This window comes from Streptomyces sp. NBC_01723 (assembly GCF_036246005.1).
GTDB lineage: Bacteria > Actinomycetota > Actinomycetes > Streptomycetales > Streptomycetaceae > Streptomyces.
The window spans coordinates 4,610,420-4,625,429 of sequence record NZ_CP109171.1; the positions used below are offsets into that span (position 1 = coordinate 4,610,420).

Genomic DNA, 15,010 nt, shown 5'->3' on the forward strand with positions numbered 1-15,010 from the left:
AAGGAACTTGTAGGCGGCACGTACTTCTCTAGGCTGCGGGCATGACCCTGACCGAGACCGCGCCTGCCGACACCGCCGCCCCCCTGCCCCCGCTCGCCGCGCGGGCCCGGTCGATCGGCGGTTCGCCCGTACGGGACATCCTCGCCGTCACCGCCCGCCCCGAGGTGATCAACTTCGCGGGCGGGCTGCCGGCGCCCGAGCTGTTCGACGCGGAGGGCATCGCCGCCGCGTACCGGGACGTCCTCGCGGAGACTCCCGCGCGGGCCCTCCAGTACTCCACCACCGAGGGCGAGCCCTCCCTGCGGGCCGCGCTCGCCGCCCGTACGTCGGTGCGCGGACTGGCCACCGACGCCCAGGACATCCTCGTCACCACCGGCTCGCAGCAGGCTCTGTCGCTCCTCGCCACGGCCCTGCTCGAACCCGGCGACACCGTCCTGGTCGAGAGCCCCTGCTACCTGGCCGCGCTCCAGGCCTTCGGCTTCGCGGGCGCCCGGGTCGTCGCCGTCCCCGGCGACGAGGACGGGATCGACCCCGCCGCGCTGGAGGAGCTGGTGGTGCGCGAGCGCCCCAAGCTGCTCTACACGGTCCCCACCTTCCAGAACCCCACCGGGCGCACCATGACCGCCGCCCGCCGGGACGCCGTCGCCGAGGTCGCCGGGCGGTGCGGCCTGTGGATCGTCGAGGACGACCCGTACGGGGAGCTGCGCTTCGAGGGCGAGCGGGTGCCGTGGATCGCCTCCCGCGCCGGGGCCCGGGACCGGACCGTGCTGCTCGGCTCCTTCTCCAAGGTCATGGCACCCGGCCTGCGCCTGGGCTGGCTGCGGGCGCCCGCCGATCTGCTCCGGGCCTGCGCGGTCGCCAAACAGGCCGCCGACCTGCACACCCCGACCGTCAACCAGCTCGCCGCGGCCCGGTACCTGGCCGACCGCGACCTGGACGCGCACGTCGCGCACGTCGCCGCCGCCTACGGTGCCCGCCGGGACGCCATGCTCGCGGGCCTCGCGGACGCGCTCCCGGCGGGGTCGGTGTGGACCCGTCCCGAGGGCGGCATGTTCCTTTGGGCACGCCTGCCCGAGGGGTACGACACCACCGCCCTGCTGCCCGAGGTGGTCCGGCACGACGTGGCGTACGTCCCCGGCGCCCCCTTCCACGCGGGCGCCCCCGACCGTGCCACCCTGCGGCTGTGCTTCGTCACGCAGACGCCGGACGAGATCGCGGACGGGCTGCGGAGGCTGGGGGCGGGGCTGCGGGGCGCCGGTGCCTCCGCGGGGGCGTAGAACGCGCCGGAGGGTCTGCGGCTGCTCGGCTGACCCTCTGTCGGGTACGGACTGTCGGGTACGGATGGGGAATGTGCGCTTCCAGTGGTTTGTGTGAGGTAACGGTGGATAGCCAACTGGTCGTTGTGCGACACCAGTTCGGGCGCTGACTCGGCGCCCGTCTCACGAAGGGGGAGGCATCCGTGCGTACCCGCACCGGATGGCGACGCGCCCTGCTCGGCGCGCTCGCGAGCCTGACCGCGACCATCGGCCTGACGGCCGGCCTGTCCGCACCCGCCGCGGCTGCCGCCGGCACACCGGCTGCCGTCACGAGGTACAGCCACAACAGCGAGGCCGGTGACTACATCGGGCAGGGCGCCAAGGCCGCCTACACGCCCGCGACGGCGACCATCACGGCCGGCGGGGACGCGGAGTACGTGCGCTTCCGGGTCTGGGTGGAGAGCGAGGAGGACATCACCTGGTGGGACGTCGAACTCGCCGCGCCCAAGGGGGAGAAGCTGCGGCCGGGCGTCTACCGGAACGCGGAGCGGGCGTCGTTCCGCACCGGCCGCTCACCGGGGCTCGACGTGTCGGGTGACGGGCGGGGCTGCAACGAGGTGTGGGGCCAGTTCTCGGTCAACCAGATCGAGACGGACGACACGGGTGCCATCTCCGTCCTGGACGCGAGCTACGTCCAGCGGTGCGACAGCGCCACCGCGCCCGCGCTCAGGGGCCAGGTCAAGTTCCATGCCCTCCCGCTGTCCTACTCGTACTCCAGCGACCCCGACGACTGGATAGCCAGGGGCGCGAGCGGTACGCACACGGGCGCCACCAGCACCTTCGGCCTGCGCCCCTGGGCCGGCGGCGAGGGGCTCCAGTACAACGTGGAGGGCAAGCGCGAGTACTACTCGGCGCTCATGACGCCGCCCACCGGCACCCGGTTCGAGGCCGGGCGCACCTACCCCGTCGCCAACACCGCCGGCGAGGGCGTGGCAGGGTTCTCCGTCGCGGGCAACGGGCGCGCCTGCAACACCGTCACCGGCAGCCTGACCATCACCGGCCTGGCACGCGACGAGGCCGGTGCCGTCGAGGCGTTCGCCGCCACCTTCGTCCAGCACTGTGAAGGTGGCGACGCCGCGCTGCGCGGAACGATCCGCTACTACGCCTGACCCGTCGTCAGAGACGCTCGGGCGTCCGGATCCCCAGCAGGGCCATGCCCTGGTGCAGGGTGCGGGCCGTGACGTCGCACAGGAAGAGGCGGTTCTCGACCTGCTGCGGCGTCTCGGCCTTCAGGACCGGGCACTTGTCGTAGAACGACGTGAACAGCGAGGCCACCTGGTACAGGTACGCCGTCAGCTTGTGCGGGGCGTACTCCGCGGCCGCCTCGAAGACCGTGTCGCCGAACGCGTCCAGGTGCAGGCCCAGCGCCCGCTCCGCCGCGTGCAGCTCCAGCTCCGGGTGGGCCGCCGGGCGGACCTCGCCGGCCTTGCGGAGGATGGACCGGATCCGGGCGTAGGCGTACTGGAGGTACACGCTGGTGTCGCCGTTGAGCGAGACCATCTGGTCCAGGTCGAACTTGTAGTCGCGGCTCGGCGACGTCGACAGGTCCGCGTACTTCACGGCGCCGATGCCGACCTGGGCGGCCCGCTCCTGGATCTCGTCCTCGGTGAGGTCCCGCGCCTTCTCCCGCACGACCTCGGCCGCCCGCTGCACCGCCTCGTCCAGCAGGTCCTCCAGGCGCACGGTCTCGCCCGCACGCGTCTTGAAGGGCTTGCCGTCCGCGCCGAGCACCGTGCCGTAGCCCATGTTGTGCGCGGTGACCTCGTCGCCGAGCCAGCCGGCCCGGCGGGCGGTCTCGAAGACCATCTTGAAGTGGAGCGACTGGCGTACGTCGACGACGTACAGCAGCGTGGTGGCGTCCAGGTCCTGGACGCGGTTGCGGATCGCGGTCAGGTCGGAGGCCGCGTAGCCGAAGCCGCCGTCGGCCTTCTGGACGATCAGCGGGACCGGCTGGTCGTCCTTGCCGCGGATCTCGTCGAAGAACACCACGAGCGCGCCCTCGGAGCGCACCGCGACGCCCGTCTCCTCCAGGATGCGGGCGGTCTCGGGCATGCCCTCGTTGTACGCGGACTCGCCGACGATCTCCTCGTCGCGGATCTCCATGTCGAGCTTCTCGAAGACGGAGTAGAAGTAGACCTTCGACTCGTCGACGAACTGCTGCCACAGTTCGAGCGTCTCCTTGTCGCCGGACTGGAGGGCGACGACCCGCTTGCGGGCCCGCTCCTTGAACTCCTCGTCCGCGTCGAAGACGGCACGCGACGCCTTGTACACCCGGTTCAGGTTCGACATGGCCTGCTCGCCGTCGACCTCTTCGGCCGGGGCCAGCTCGCCGGGGTGCTCGAACAGGTACTGGATGAGCATGCCGAACTGGGTGCCCCAGTCGCCGATGTGGTGCCGGCCGATCGTCCTCTCGCCGGTGAAGTCGAGCATGCCGCGCAGGGCGTCGCCGATGACCGCGGAGCGCAGGTGGCCGACGTGCATCTCCTTCGCCACGTTCGGCTGGGCGTAGTCGACGACCGTGACGCCGGCGTCCTTCTTCAGCGGCACACCGAGGCGCTCGCCGTCCGCGTACCGCGCGGCCAGGTTCTCGGTGATCGCCCGGTCGCCGACGGTGATGTTCAGGAAGCCGGGGCCGGAGACCTCGACGTCCTTGATCAGGTCGCCGGTGGTGATGTGCGCGACGACCTCGGTGGCCAGCTCCCGCGGGTTCGCCTTGGCCTTCTTGGCCAGCGCGAGGATGCCGTTGGCCTGGTAGTCCGCCCGGTCGCTACGTCGCAGCAGCGGGTCCACGCCGGCGGCCTCCGGCCGGGTGGCCGTGAGGGCGGACGCGAGATGCTGCTGGACGGAGTCGCTGAGGGACGTGACCGAGGCCATGGAGTGGCTGCCGTTCTGCTCGGGTTCGTGGAGTAGTACAGAAGCCGAGTATCCCACGCGGTGAAAAGCGGTTTTCGCGGATGCGGGCCGGGCTGGGAGAATGGAACGGTCAGCCGTGCGACGTACCGGCCGGCCGAGCAGAAATTCAGCAAACTTCGGGAAAGAGGACGTGCCGATCGTGGCTCAGAGCACAGAGACCACCGACTGGGTCTCCCGTTTCGCGGACGAGGTCATCGCCGAGTCGGAGCGCCGTGCCCCGGGCAAACCTGTGGTCGTCGCGTCCGGGCTCTCCCCGTCGGGACCCATCCACCTGGGCAACCTCCGCGAGGTCATGACCCCGCACCTGGTCGGCGACGAGGTGCGCCGCCGCGGGCACGAGGTCCGGCACCTGATCTCCTGGGACGACTACGACCGCTACCGCAAGGTCCCCGCCGGGATCGCGGGCGTCGACGAGTCCTGGGCCGAGCACATCGGCAAGCCGCTCACCTCCGTCCCCGCCCCGAAGGGCTCCCCGTACCCGAACTGGGCCGAGCACTTCAAGGCCGCGATGGTCGAGTCGCTCGCCGAGATGGGCGTGGAGTTCGACGGGATCAGCCAGACCGCGCAGTACACCTCCGGGGTCTACCGCGAGCAGATCCTGCACGCCCTGAAGCACCGGCGGGACATCGACGCGATCCTCGCCCAGTACCGGACCAAGCCGAAGACCGCGGGCAAGAAGTCGCAGAAGCCCGTCGACGAGGCCGAGCTGGAGGCCGCCGAGGGCTCCGGCGCCGCCGCCGAGGACGACGGCAGCCAGGGCTCCGCCGGGTACTTCCCGTACAAGCCGTACTGCGGCAACTGCGAGAAGGACCTGACCACGGTCACGGCGTACGACGACGACTCGACCGAGCTGACGTACGCCTGCACCGCGTGCGGCTTCTCCGAGACGGTCCGGCTCAGCGAGTTCAACCGCGGCAAGCTGGTGTGGAAGGTCGACTGGCCGATGCGCTGGGCGTACGAGGGCGTCGTCTTCGAGCCCAGCGGCGTCGACCACTCCTCGCCCGGGTCGTCCTTCCAGGTCGGCGGGCAGATCGTCGGGATCTTCGGCGGCGAGCAGCCGATCGGGCCGATGTACGCGTTCGTCGGCATCAGCGGCATGGCGAAGATGTCGTCGTCGAAGGGCGGGGTGCCCACCCCGGCCGACGCGCTCAAGATCATGGAGCCGCAGCTGCTGCGCTGGCTGTACGCCCGCCGCCGCCCGAACCAGTCCTTCAAGATCGCCTTCGACCAGGAGATCCAGCGGCTCTACGACGAGTGGGACCGCCTCGACGCCAAGGTCGCCGACGGCAGCGCGCTGCCCGCCGACGCCGCCGCGCACGCGCGTGCCGTGGGCACGGCCACCGGTGAGCTGCCGAGGACGCCCAGGCCGCTGCCGTACCGCACGCTCGCCTCGGTGGCCGACATCACCGCCGGGCACGAGGACCAGGCACTGCGCATCCTCAGCGAGCTGGACCCGGCCGACCCGCTGGCGACGCTGGCGGAGGCCCGGCCGCGCTACGACAAGGCCGAGGCGTGGATCAACAACCACGTCCCCGCCGACCAGCGCACCATCGTGCGCGAGGAGCCCGACGCCGAGCTGCTGAAGTCGCTCGACGAGCCGAGCCGGCAGTCGCTGCGGCTGCTCCTCGACGGGCTGGCCGGCCAGTGGTCCCTGGACGGGCTCACCCACCTCGTGTACGGCGTGCCCAAGGTCCAGGCCGGATTCCCGGCGGACGCCACCCCCAAGGAACTGCCGCCGGAGATCAAGACCGCCCAGCGGACGTTCTTCGCGCTGCTCTACCACCTGCTCGTGGGCCGCGACACCGGCCCGCGGCTGCCCACGCTGCTGCTCGCGGTGGGGCAGGAGCGGGTGCGGACCCTGCTCGGCGACTGAGGTCCTGCCGCGCCGTCGGCGGGTCGGTGGGTCAGCGGGTCAGGGCGAAGCCCGCGAAGAGGACGCCGACCACGCTGACGGCGAGGAAGGCCAGGTGGCGGCGCGGGGGCGTGAGGTGGTCCGTCGCCTCGCCCCGGCGCCACCGCTCCAGCACCTCACGGAACAGCTTGCGCTGCGGAAGCATGCCGAGGGTCAGGCCGATGTGGGCGCAGGCGTACATGACGAGCGCCTCGCTCAGGCCGAAGCCGTTCAGACGGCAGACGACGACCAGCAGGACGCCGCCGGTGACCATGGTCACCGGGTAGGCGATGCGGAACTTCCGGAACGGGATCCAGCTGCCCAGCAGCCAGCTGGACAGCGCGGTGGCGGCCACGGCCAGCAGCGCCAGCCAGACGACGGGTACGGACGTGAGCATGGTGGAGTCCCCCTGCCCGGGGTCGGGCACCGGCCTCGGCGGCCCGGTACCCGACCCCGGTCGGATCAGCGGTCTGCGGTCATCCTGTGATCACCCGGAACCCGTGATCACCCGAAAAGGGAACTCAGCGTACCGGTGATGGGCGAGATGATGTCGCTGCCGAGCTGCGTGACCCGCTTGGCGACCGGCGACACCACGCCCTCCAGGGTGGCCCCGATCCACTTGGACTGGCCGAACGTGAGCAGCCCCAGGCTCGTGCCGACCAGGGACCCCGCGAACTCGGAGCTGCCGAAGCCGTGCTCGATGCCCGTGAACAGGGTGCTGAGCGCGGCCGAGCCCAGGGAGACCCAGCCGAGCACCCCCGCCGCCGCGGCGACGGCCGGAGCGAACGGGCCGGTCCACGGCGCGATGAAGGCGGCGCCCGCGGCGAGGAACCCGGAACCGATGCTGATCCAGTTGAACGCGTCCGCGTAGAACTGGGCGTCGTTCCACCACTCGTCCTTGTCGCCCGCGGAGCCGCCCGAGTTGGTCTTGTCGTGCGTAGGGCTGTCGGCGGGGTTGCGCCCCTCCTCCTTGGCCCTGCGCGCCGCCTCGGCCGCCTTGCGGGCCGCCTCCGCGGCCTCCGCCCTGCGCTTCTGGGTGACGATGCGGCGGGCATCGGTGGCCGCCGCCGCCGCCTCCTGCGCGTCCTTGCCCGCGGCGATCGCGGACTGGCGCGCGCTGTTCGCCGACGCCTGGGCGCTGTAGGAGGAGCGCATGGCGCTGCGCGCCGAGTCGATCGCCCGGTTCGCCGAGTAGTTGGCCGAACGGCCGGCCTTGCGGGCGGTCGCCGCCGCCGCCTTCGCCCGGTTCGCGGACGCCTGCGCGGCCGCGGCGGACTTGTCCGCGTCGTCGGCGTTCTGGTCGGCCTGCGCCGCGTAGGTGTCCGCCTGCTTGGCGGAGGCGAGCGCCTTGTCCGCCCACTCCTTGGCCTGGTCCGCCGCGTTGCGCGCCTCCGCGGCCGCCTTCGACGCGAGCTGCGCGTCCTCCTGCGCCTTGTAGGCGATCTTCGCGGCGGCGGCGATCGCGCCCCGGACCGCCGCGATGTGCGTGGCCGAGTCGTGGTCGAGCTGGGCCGCCTTGTGCTGGACGAGGGTGATGAAGTTCCGGCGCATCCACGTCGGACCCTCCAGGGCGACCTCCGCGTACGCCTTGGTGTACATGCCGCCGGAGGTGAGCAGCGCGGCGGTGGCGACGCCGTCGTCGTCCCGGACCGCCTCGGCGTAGTCCCGGTCGAAGAAGGCCCGCAGCGCCTCGGGGGTGTTGGCGTCCAGGGCGGCGTTGGCCGCGGCGGTGACGGCCGGACCGGGCTTGGTGGACAGGATCGAGGCGATGCTGACCCGGCTGTCCTCGGCGGAGGCGGTGATCAGTCCGTCGGTCAGGAACGTCTTCACGGCGTCGGCCAGGTCGCTCGTCAGGGCCGCGTGCACGGCGTCTCCGACGGTGGCCGAGGACACCTCCGCGACGTGCAGCGCGGTCTCCCGGTCGTCCTGGTCCTCGGCGATCGCCCGGTCTGCGTCGATCCAGGCGTGCACGTCCGCGTCCGTGCCGGCCAGCGCGAACTGGGCGGCCTCGCGGGCCCAGGCGCCCTGCGAGGCGGCCATGCCGACGGCCGCCTTGCGGCCCAGGGTCGCGGCCAGTGCCAGGTCTCCGGCGGCCAGCGCCTGCTCGGCGCTCGCGATCCGGTCCTTGAGGTCCTGGGAGATCTGCTCGTCCTGGGTGCGCCGGTCGGCCTGCGCGGCCCGGTCCTCGGCCTCCCACTGGGCGAGCAGCCTGGCTTCCTCCAGGCCGTCCTTCTTGTCCTCCTCCAGGCGCGCCGTCTCCGCGGCCCGGGCCGCCTCCTCGACCGCCTTCGCGTCCTCGACGGCCTTGGTCGCGGTCTCGGCGGCCTTGATCGCCTCGGCCGCGTGCGCGGTGGACTTGTTGGCGTAGTCGATGGCCTGACCCGCGTACTTCACCGCCTCCTCGGCCGCGTCGGCGGCCTTGTCGGCGTGTGCCGCGGCGGAGTTGGCGGCGTCGCGTGCGGTGCGCGCTGCGGACGCGGCCTTGTTGGCCAGGGCCTGTGCGGTGGAGGCCGCGTTGGTGGCGCGGTTGGCGGCGCTGTTCGCGATCGCGGCCTGGCGCTGGGCCTCGGCGGCCTCGGACTGGGCGGCGCCCGCCGCGGAGGCGGCCTGGGCCGCGGAGCTGGCGGCGGAGGCCGCGTTGCGGGCGGCGGACGCGGCGGCGGAGCCGGCCCCGGCCGCCTGGGAGGCCGCGGTGGCCGCGTAGTCGGCGGCCTTGGCGGCGGTACGGGCCCGTGCGGCGCCGTTGCGCGCCGCGATGGCCGCGTTCTTCGCCGCGTCGGCCTTGCCGGCGTCCTTGGATGCGGCGATGGCCGCGTTGTACGCGCGCGCCGCCGCGTTGCCCGCGGTGGCGGCGGCCTGTGCGGCGGCGGCCGCGGCGAACGAGGCGCGGCGTGAGGCGGTGACGGCGGTCTGGGAGGCGCTGATGGCGCTGCGGGCGGCCTTCGCGGCGCCCTTGGCGGCGCTCGCGGCCTTGCGGGCCGCCGCACCGGACTTCGCCACGTCGTCCTTGGCCGCCGCGGCCTCGGCGGCGGCCTTCTCGGCCGCCTGCTTCGCCTTCTCCGCGGCGGTCTTGGCCCGCTCCGACGCCTCGACGGCGAGGTCGGTCTCCGCCTGGGCCCGCTTGCCCTCGCGTTCCACGACGGCGACGAGTTCCTCGATCTTCGCGGTTTCCTGGTCGCGGGCGCGCGCGATGTGCTGCCCGGTGTCCAGGAACCACTCCACCTCCTGGCGGCTGCCGCTCATCGCGCGGTCCGCGTACTTGCGCACCTCCGCGCCGCCGGAGGTCAGCATCGTGGCGACCTCGACCCGCATGTCCTCCTCACGGGCCGTGAAGCGGCCCTCGGACAGGAACGCCGCGAGGTCCTGCTCGGTGCCCGCGTCCAGGGCGGCGGACGCCTCGCGCCTGACCGCCTTGCCGCCGGTGGCGGAGACCGTGGCCGTGGACACCTGAAGGTCTTCGAGCAGGCCGGGTCTGAAGCCGCCGTCGAGGAAGGACGCCACCGCGCCGTCGCCGCCGTCCAGCGCCGCGGACGCCTCGCGCCGCAGCCCGACGCCGGATCTCGCGAGGTAGGCGGCCACGGCGACGCGGTTGTCCTCCGCCGTCACCGTGGCGAGCGTCGTGCCGAGGAACGTCCGTATGTCCGCGTCCGTGCCGTACATCGCGTCCGCCGCGGCGGCCTTGGTGGCCCTGCCGCCGGTCAGCCAGGCCCTGACGACCTTCGCCCGATCGGTGTCCGGCAGCTCGAACGGTGTGGGCGGCTCGTCCGCCGCCGCCGTGGCGGCCCCGGCGCGGGCCGGCGCGACCAGGACGCCGGGCGTGGCGGCGACGGCCGTGACGGCGGCGAGGGTGCCGAGCAGGCGCCGTCGGCTCCAGAACGCTGTCTCCATAGGGATTTCGTCCTCCAGGTAAGTGCCGTACGGCACTCGGCGGAATCATTCATGATGCAATCGCTTAGCAATTCACATTTCTGATGCGCCGTCAATTGATCCCGGAAAGACGATGGATCGACCATCACCATCTCTTCACACTTGCGGTTACAACCTTCCGCCCTGGTGATCGGAGTCACACGCTCTGTTCAACTCGCGCCCCTTTTGGGGTGGTTGGCGGTGTGGACATCTCATGGAGAGATGTATTTGATGAGAAGGGAAGTCGAATTGCGGGAATGCATGGAATTCTCGAAGGGGTGCCCGCGCTACGCGATGTGCTCGTCCTCGAGTTCCGCCGTGTGGCGTTCCTGGAAACGCATGACCATCCGCTTGGCATCCGCGTCCAGCACGGAAACCCCGTACGTCGCCTCGATGTTGTAGCCGAACTCCCGCGGCGTCGGGTAACCGCTGCCGCTGATCGACTGCTTGAAGACCTGGTAGTACGCGTCCTCGTCCGGCTCCGCCTGCGGGCTGCCGCCCCCCTCACCCAGCTCACGGGTGCGGTGCGGCCCCACCGGTATGGGGAAGCTGCCCGTGTCCTCCGGAGAGGGCTCCTGGACGGGCGGCGGCTCCTCGAACTGCTGCCGGTACTCGTCCGCCTGCTGCTGTTCCGCGTACCACTGCGCGTACTGCTCGTCCGGGTCGTACGCGGGGTCGTAGCCACCGCGGTACTCGACGGACTGCGGATCCCGGGCGTGCAGCCACTGGTTCTGGTCCGGCTCGGGCTCCGGCTCCTGCCACGCCGGCTCCGGCTCCCGGCCGTCCGTCAGCTCGGGACGCCGCTCCGCGTCCGGCTCGGCCTTGCGCAGCGAAGGCGGCGAAGGCGGGGCCCCGGCGCCCTCAGTGGCCTCCTCGGGCCGCGGCGCCGGCGGCAGCAGGGCCGGTTCGATGCCCGCCGCCGCCAGACCCGCCGGAGCGGTCTGCGCGAGCGGGACGCCGTAGCGGGCCAGGCGCAGCGGCATCAGGGACTCGACGGGCGCCTTGCGGCGCCAGGAGCGGCCGAACCGGGAACGCAGCCGGGCCTGGTAGACCAGCCGCTCCTGCTCCAGCTTGATGACCTGCTCGTAGGAGCGCAGCTCCCACAGCTTCATCCGGCGCCACAGCAGGAACGTCGGCACCGGGGAGAGCAACCACCGGGTGAGGCGGACGCCCTCCATGTGCTTGTCGGCGGTGATGTCGGCGATCCGGCCGATCGCGTGCCGGGCGGCCTCGACGGACACCACGAACAGGATCGGGATCACGCCGTGCATGCCGACACCCAGCGGGTCCGGCCAGGCCGCCGCGCCGTTGAACGCGATCGTCGCCGCCGTCAGCAGCCACGCCGTCTGGCGCAGCAGCGGGAAGGGGATGCGGATCCAGGTCAGCAGCAGGTCGAGGGCGAGCAGCACGCAGATGCCCGCGTCGATGCCGATCGGGAAGACGTAGCTGAAGTTCCCGAAGCCCTTCTTCAGCGCCAGTTCCCGCACCGCCGCATAGGAACCCGCGAAGCCGATCCCGGCGATGATGACGGCGCCGAAGACGACCATGCCGATGAGAACGCGATGCGTCCGGGTCAGCTGTAGTGGCGCGGCCACCCGTACTCCCCTCCCAGTGCCTGTTGTTGCGCGCAACAGAGTGGCACATGTGTACGGGGAACGGGTGGCCGGTGGGTCGTTACGGTCCCTCAGTCCGACTTCGACGACGCCTTCGACGACGGCTTCGACGCCTTCGACGACGGCGTCGACGCCTTCGAGGAGGGCTTCTTCGACGGCGAGGCAGAGGCGCCCGACCCGCTGCCGTTGGCCTTCGTCACCGCGGCCACCGCCTCCTTGGCCGCCTTCTGCGCGTCCTTCACCAGGTCGTCCGTGTCCGGCGTCTTCTCGCCGGCCAGACCCGCGCCGTTGTAGTCGAGGGTGACGACCACGTTCTCCACGCGCGCCACGACCGTCTGCTGCTTGAAGGTGCCTTCCTTCTTCTTCAGGTCGTAGCGCACGACCGAGGCCTCGTCACCCGTGCCGGAGACCGGCGCGGTCTTGAGGCTCTTGGCACCCTCGGCGCTCTGCGCGTCCTTGAGCTGCTTCGTGTAGTAGTCGTGCGCCAGCTCGTCGCCCGCGCCGCGCGTCTCGTCCGACTCGAAGCGCAGCATCGACACGCTCAGCCAGCGGAACTGGGAGCCCTTCACGCCGTTGTCGTCGAGGCTGTCCCACGAGCAGCTGACCCGGGTGGCGGTGTCGTTGGAGGCGCCCTCCTTGCCGGAGTCGCCCTTCGGGACCAGGTCCTCCAGCGACTTCTTCGACAGCACCGAGCACGGCTCCGGAAGCTTCGCGTACGCCGCCGCCCGCACCGTCGGGGAGGGGCTCGCGGAATTGGACGCGGCGGACTTCTCGGCGGCGGCCTTGTCCTTCCCGTCGCCGGAGCCGGAGTCCGAGGAGCAGCCGGCCACCACCAGCACGGCGGGGACGGCGGCCGCGCAGACGACGACGCGGGTCAGCCGCGACGCTTTCCGCTCTCGCTGCTCTCGCTTGTCTCGCTGGTCACGCTGGGCTCGTAGCTGCATGGTTCCTTCACTCATGACGCTCGTGGTTCCTGCGGTCGGAACGGGTCCGAGGAGCCACCGTACGCGGTGAAGAAATCGTGCGGACCCGCTTCGGGCGCACCGCGCGCGCACGCGCCGGCGACCGGACGGGGCTCAACCGCCGAGCGAATCCGCCAGCTGGGAGGCCAGTTTCCGGGCCATGTCCTGCATTTCCTCGCTGTCCGGCACGACTCCGAGCGTCGCCGACTGCTCCGCGTACTCGATGGTCACCATGACGTTCGACGTGCGGAACGCCACAGTCACGGTGCGCTGTTTCGCGGTGGAACCGGAGTCGCTCAGCTCGTCGTCGACGTACCCCTCGTCGCCCAGGTCGTCGAGGAGCCGGGGCTGCAGATCGGTGGGCGTGGCACTGCCGGAGGGGCCCGACGAGGCGTCACCGGACGGCGCGGAGCCCGAGGGCGTGGCGGCGGGCGAGCCGGACGACGAGGCGCCGGACGGGGACCCCGACCCGGGCGCGGAAGAGGACGAGGAGGAAGGCGAGGACGCCGACTCGGAGGCGACCGGCTCGGGCAGGTCCGCGGCCTCCACCTGCTTGGCGAAGAGCTGTTCGGCCTGGCTGTCGTCGCTCACGGCGTTGTCGTACGACACCACGCGCTCGAAGTCGACGAAGAGGTGGTTGGTGGCCTCCGCCGACTCGACCTTCCAGCGGCAGCCGACCTTGCGGTCGGTGTCGTACGCGAGCGTCGGCTCCCCCTTGTACGCCTTGTCGCGCTGCGCCTCGTCCGGGATCTCCTCGATGCCGGGCAGCAGCGAGTCGAGGGTCTTGTCGCCGACCGCGCCGCACGGCTCCGGCAGGGTCCGGTACTTGCCCGGTTCGGCGGCCTCGGTGGTGACGCCCGGCCGGCCCGGGTTGGAGTCGTCCGACGTGGCGCCGTCGCCGGAGCCGCCGGTGCAGCCGGCCAGCACCACCGCCAGGCAGGCGGCGACGCCGGGTACGTAGGCCTTCCGCTGCACGGTGCGGCTCCTCTCGCCTGGGTGGCTGTGGTTCGGGACGCTCGGATCGCTTCGGGACTCCAGTGTCCCCGCTGGTTAATCGCTTGCCGCACGGGGGCGCCCCCTGGAGACAATGTGTATCGCACGCGCTGCCGTGAACGCCGGTCAGTTGTCCTTTTGACTGCCATTGGCTCCGGTTTTTGCGCTTCGATACTTCTGTTTGTTTCCGGGGGAATGAGGACGATATGTCGTACGTGGAGATGCCGGGCGCGAAGGTGCCGATCCGGATGTGGACCGACCCGGCGACGGTCGAGGAGGGCGCGCTGCAGCAACTGCGCAACGTCTCGACCCTGCCGTGGATCAAGGGCCTGGCGGTCATGCCGGACGTGCACTACGGCAAGGGCGCGACGGTCGGCTCCGTGATCGCGATGCGGGGCGCGGTGTGCCCGGCGGCGGTGGGCGTCGACATCGGCTGCGGAATGTCGGCGGTCAAGACGTCCCTGACGGCGAACGACCTGCCCGGCGACCTGTCCCGCCTCCGCTCGAAGATCGAGCAGGCGATTCCGGTGGGGCGGGGGATGCACGACAGCCCCGTCGAGCCGGGGCGCTTCCACGGGCTCGCGACGAGCGGGTGGGACGACTTCTGGGGGCGGTTCGACGGGGTCGCGGAGGCGGTCAAGTTCCGTCACGAGCGGGCCGGGAAGCAGATGGGAACGCTCGGATCCGGCAACCATTTCATCGAGTTCTGCACGGATACGACCGGTTCTGTCTGGCTCATGCTGCACTCCGGCTCCCGCAACATCGGCAAGGAACTCGCCGAGCACCACATCGGCGTCGCCCAGGGGCTCCCGCACAACCAGGGCCTGATCGACCGCGACCTCGCGGTGTTCGTCGCGGACACCCCGCAGATGGCGGCGTACCGCAACGACCTGTTCTGGGCGCAGGAGTACGCGAAGTACAACCGCACCCTGATGATGGCGCTCTTCAAGGACGTGGTCCGCAAGGAGTTCAAGAAGGCCAAGCCGGTCTTCGAGCCGGAGATCTCCTGCCACCACAACTACGTGGCGGAGGAGCGGTACGACGGGATGGACCTGCTGGTGACCCGCAAGGGCGCGATCCGCGCGGGTTCCGGGGACTACGGGATCATCCCCGGTTCCATGGGCACGGGTTCGTACATCGTGAAGGGCCTCGGGAACGACAAGTCCTTCAACTCCGCCTCCCACGGCGCGGGCCGGCGCATGAGCCGCAACGCGGCCAAGCGGCGCTTCTCCACCAAGGACCTGGAGGAGCAGACGCGGGGCGTGGAGTGCCGCAAGGACTCGGGCGTGGTGGACGAGATCCCGGGCGCCTACAAGCCGATCGACCAGGTCATCGACCAGCAGCGCGACCTCGTGGAGGTCGTGGCGAAGCTGAAGCAGGTCGTCTGCGTGAAGGGCTGACCGGCCGGTCCGCCCC

The 15,010-nt window shown here is 71.6% G+C and carries 10 protein-coding genes; 4 read left to right on the forward strand and 6 right to left on the reverse strand.

What is annotated here, in order from left to right:
* Positions 1-41: 41 nt before the first annotated feature.
* Positions 42-1,277, forward strand: a complete 1,236-nt coding sequence (locus OIE75_RS21390) for an aminotransferase-like domain-containing protein (RefSeq protein ID WP_329471829.1) — start codon at positions 42-44, stop codon at positions 1,275-1,277.
* Between the two features lie 182 nt (positions 1,278-1,459).
* The gene (locus OIE75_RS21395; RefSeq protein WP_329471830.1) at positions 1,460-2,425 is read left to right on the forward strand and encodes a hypothetical protein; all 966 of its coding nucleotides are present in this window, start codon (positions 1,460-1,462) and stop codon (positions 2,423-2,425) included.
* A gap of 7 nt (positions 2,426-2,432) precedes the next feature.
* On the opposite strand, the gene argS is transcribed toward OIE75_RS21395, so the two are convergent.
* Positions 2,433-4,190, reverse strand: coding sequence for an arginine--tRNA ligase (argS, locus tag OIE75_RS21400; RefSeq protein ID WP_307014247.1), 1,758 nt, complete (start codon positions 4,188-4,190; stop codon positions 2,433-2,435).
* 169 nt (positions 4,191-4,359) lie between these two features.
* On the opposite strand from argS, the gene lysS reads away from it, so the two are divergent.
* Entirely contained in the window at positions 4,360-6,102 is a 1,743-nt protein-coding gene (gene lysS, locus OIE75_RS21405; RefSeq protein ID WP_329471832.1) for a lysine--tRNA ligase, read from the forward strand.
* 31 nt (positions 6,103-6,133) lie between these two features.
* Here lysS and OIE75_RS21410 read toward each other — a convergent pair whose 3' ends face one another.
* From OIE75_RS21410 to OIE75_RS21430, 5 genes are all read right to left on the reverse strand, one after another.
* Complete coding sequence (locus OIE75_RS21410; protein WP_307014251.1) at positions 6,134-6,517, reverse strand: hypothetical protein; 384 nt, start codon at positions 6,515-6,517, stop codon at positions 6,134-6,136.
* A gap of 107 nt (positions 6,518-6,624) precedes the next feature.
* Complete coding sequence (locus tag OIE75_RS21415; RefSeq protein ID WP_307014253.1) at positions 6,625-10,008, reverse strand: ALF repeat-containing protein; 3,384 nt, start codon at positions 10,006-10,008, stop codon at positions 6,625-6,627.
* 305 nt (positions 10,009-10,313) lie between these two features.
* Positions 10,314-11,621: a DUF2637 domain-containing protein gene (locus OIE75_RS21420; protein WP_329471833.1), complete on the reverse strand. Its 1,308-nt coding sequence runs from the start codon at positions 11,619-11,621 to the stop codon at positions 10,314-10,316.
* 89 nt (positions 11,622-11,710) lie between these two features.
* Positions 11,711-12,598 carry a DUF3558 family protein gene (locus tag OIE75_RS21425; protein WP_329471834.1) on the reverse strand — a complete coding sequence of 296 codons (888 nt, stop codon included), beginning with the start codon at positions 12,596-12,598 and terminating at the stop codon, positions 11,711-11,713.
* A gap of 117 nt (positions 12,599-12,715) precedes the next feature.
* On the reverse strand, positions 12,716-13,576 hold the full coding sequence (locus tag OIE75_RS21430) for a DUF3558 domain-containing protein (protein WP_329471835.1): 861 nt from the start codon (positions 13,574-13,576) through the stop codon (positions 12,716-12,718).
* A gap of 224 nt (positions 13,577-13,800) precedes the next feature.
* Between OIE75_RS21430 and OIE75_RS21435 the strand changes: the two genes are divergently transcribed.
* The gene (locus OIE75_RS21435; RefSeq protein WP_329471836.1) at positions 13,801-14,994 is read left to right on the forward strand and encodes an RtcB family protein; all 1,194 of its coding nucleotides are present in this window, start codon (positions 13,801-13,803) and stop codon (positions 14,992-14,994) included.
* Positions 14,995-15,010 lie beyond the last annotated feature (16 nt).

Bases quoted from the DNA above. Each gene is read 5' to 3' on its own strand.
- OIE75_RS21410 (WP_307014251.1), bottom strand. From the start codon at position 6,517: ATGCTCACGTCCGTACCCGTCGTCTGGCTGGCGCTGCTGGCCGTGGCC.
- OIE75_RS21435 (WP_329471836.1), top strand. From the start codon at position 13,801: ATGTCGTACGTGGAGATGCCGGGCGCGAAGGTGCCGATCCGGATGTGG.
- OIE75_RS21425 (WP_329471834.1), bottom strand. From the start codon at position 12,598: ATGAGTGAAGGAACCATGCAGCTACGAGCCCAGCGTGACCAGCGAGAC.
- OIE75_RS21390 (WP_329471829.1), top strand. From the start codon at position 42: ATGACCCTGACCGAGACCGCGCCTGCCGACACCGCCGCCCCCCTGCCC.
- argS (WP_307014247.1), bottom strand. From the start codon at position 4,190: ATGGCCTCGGTCACGTCCCTCAGCGACTCCGTCCAGCAGCATCTCGCG.
- OIE75_RS21415 (WP_307014253.1), bottom strand. From the start codon at position 10,008: ATGGAGACAGCGTTCTGGAGCCGACGGCGCCTGCTCGGCACCCTCGCC.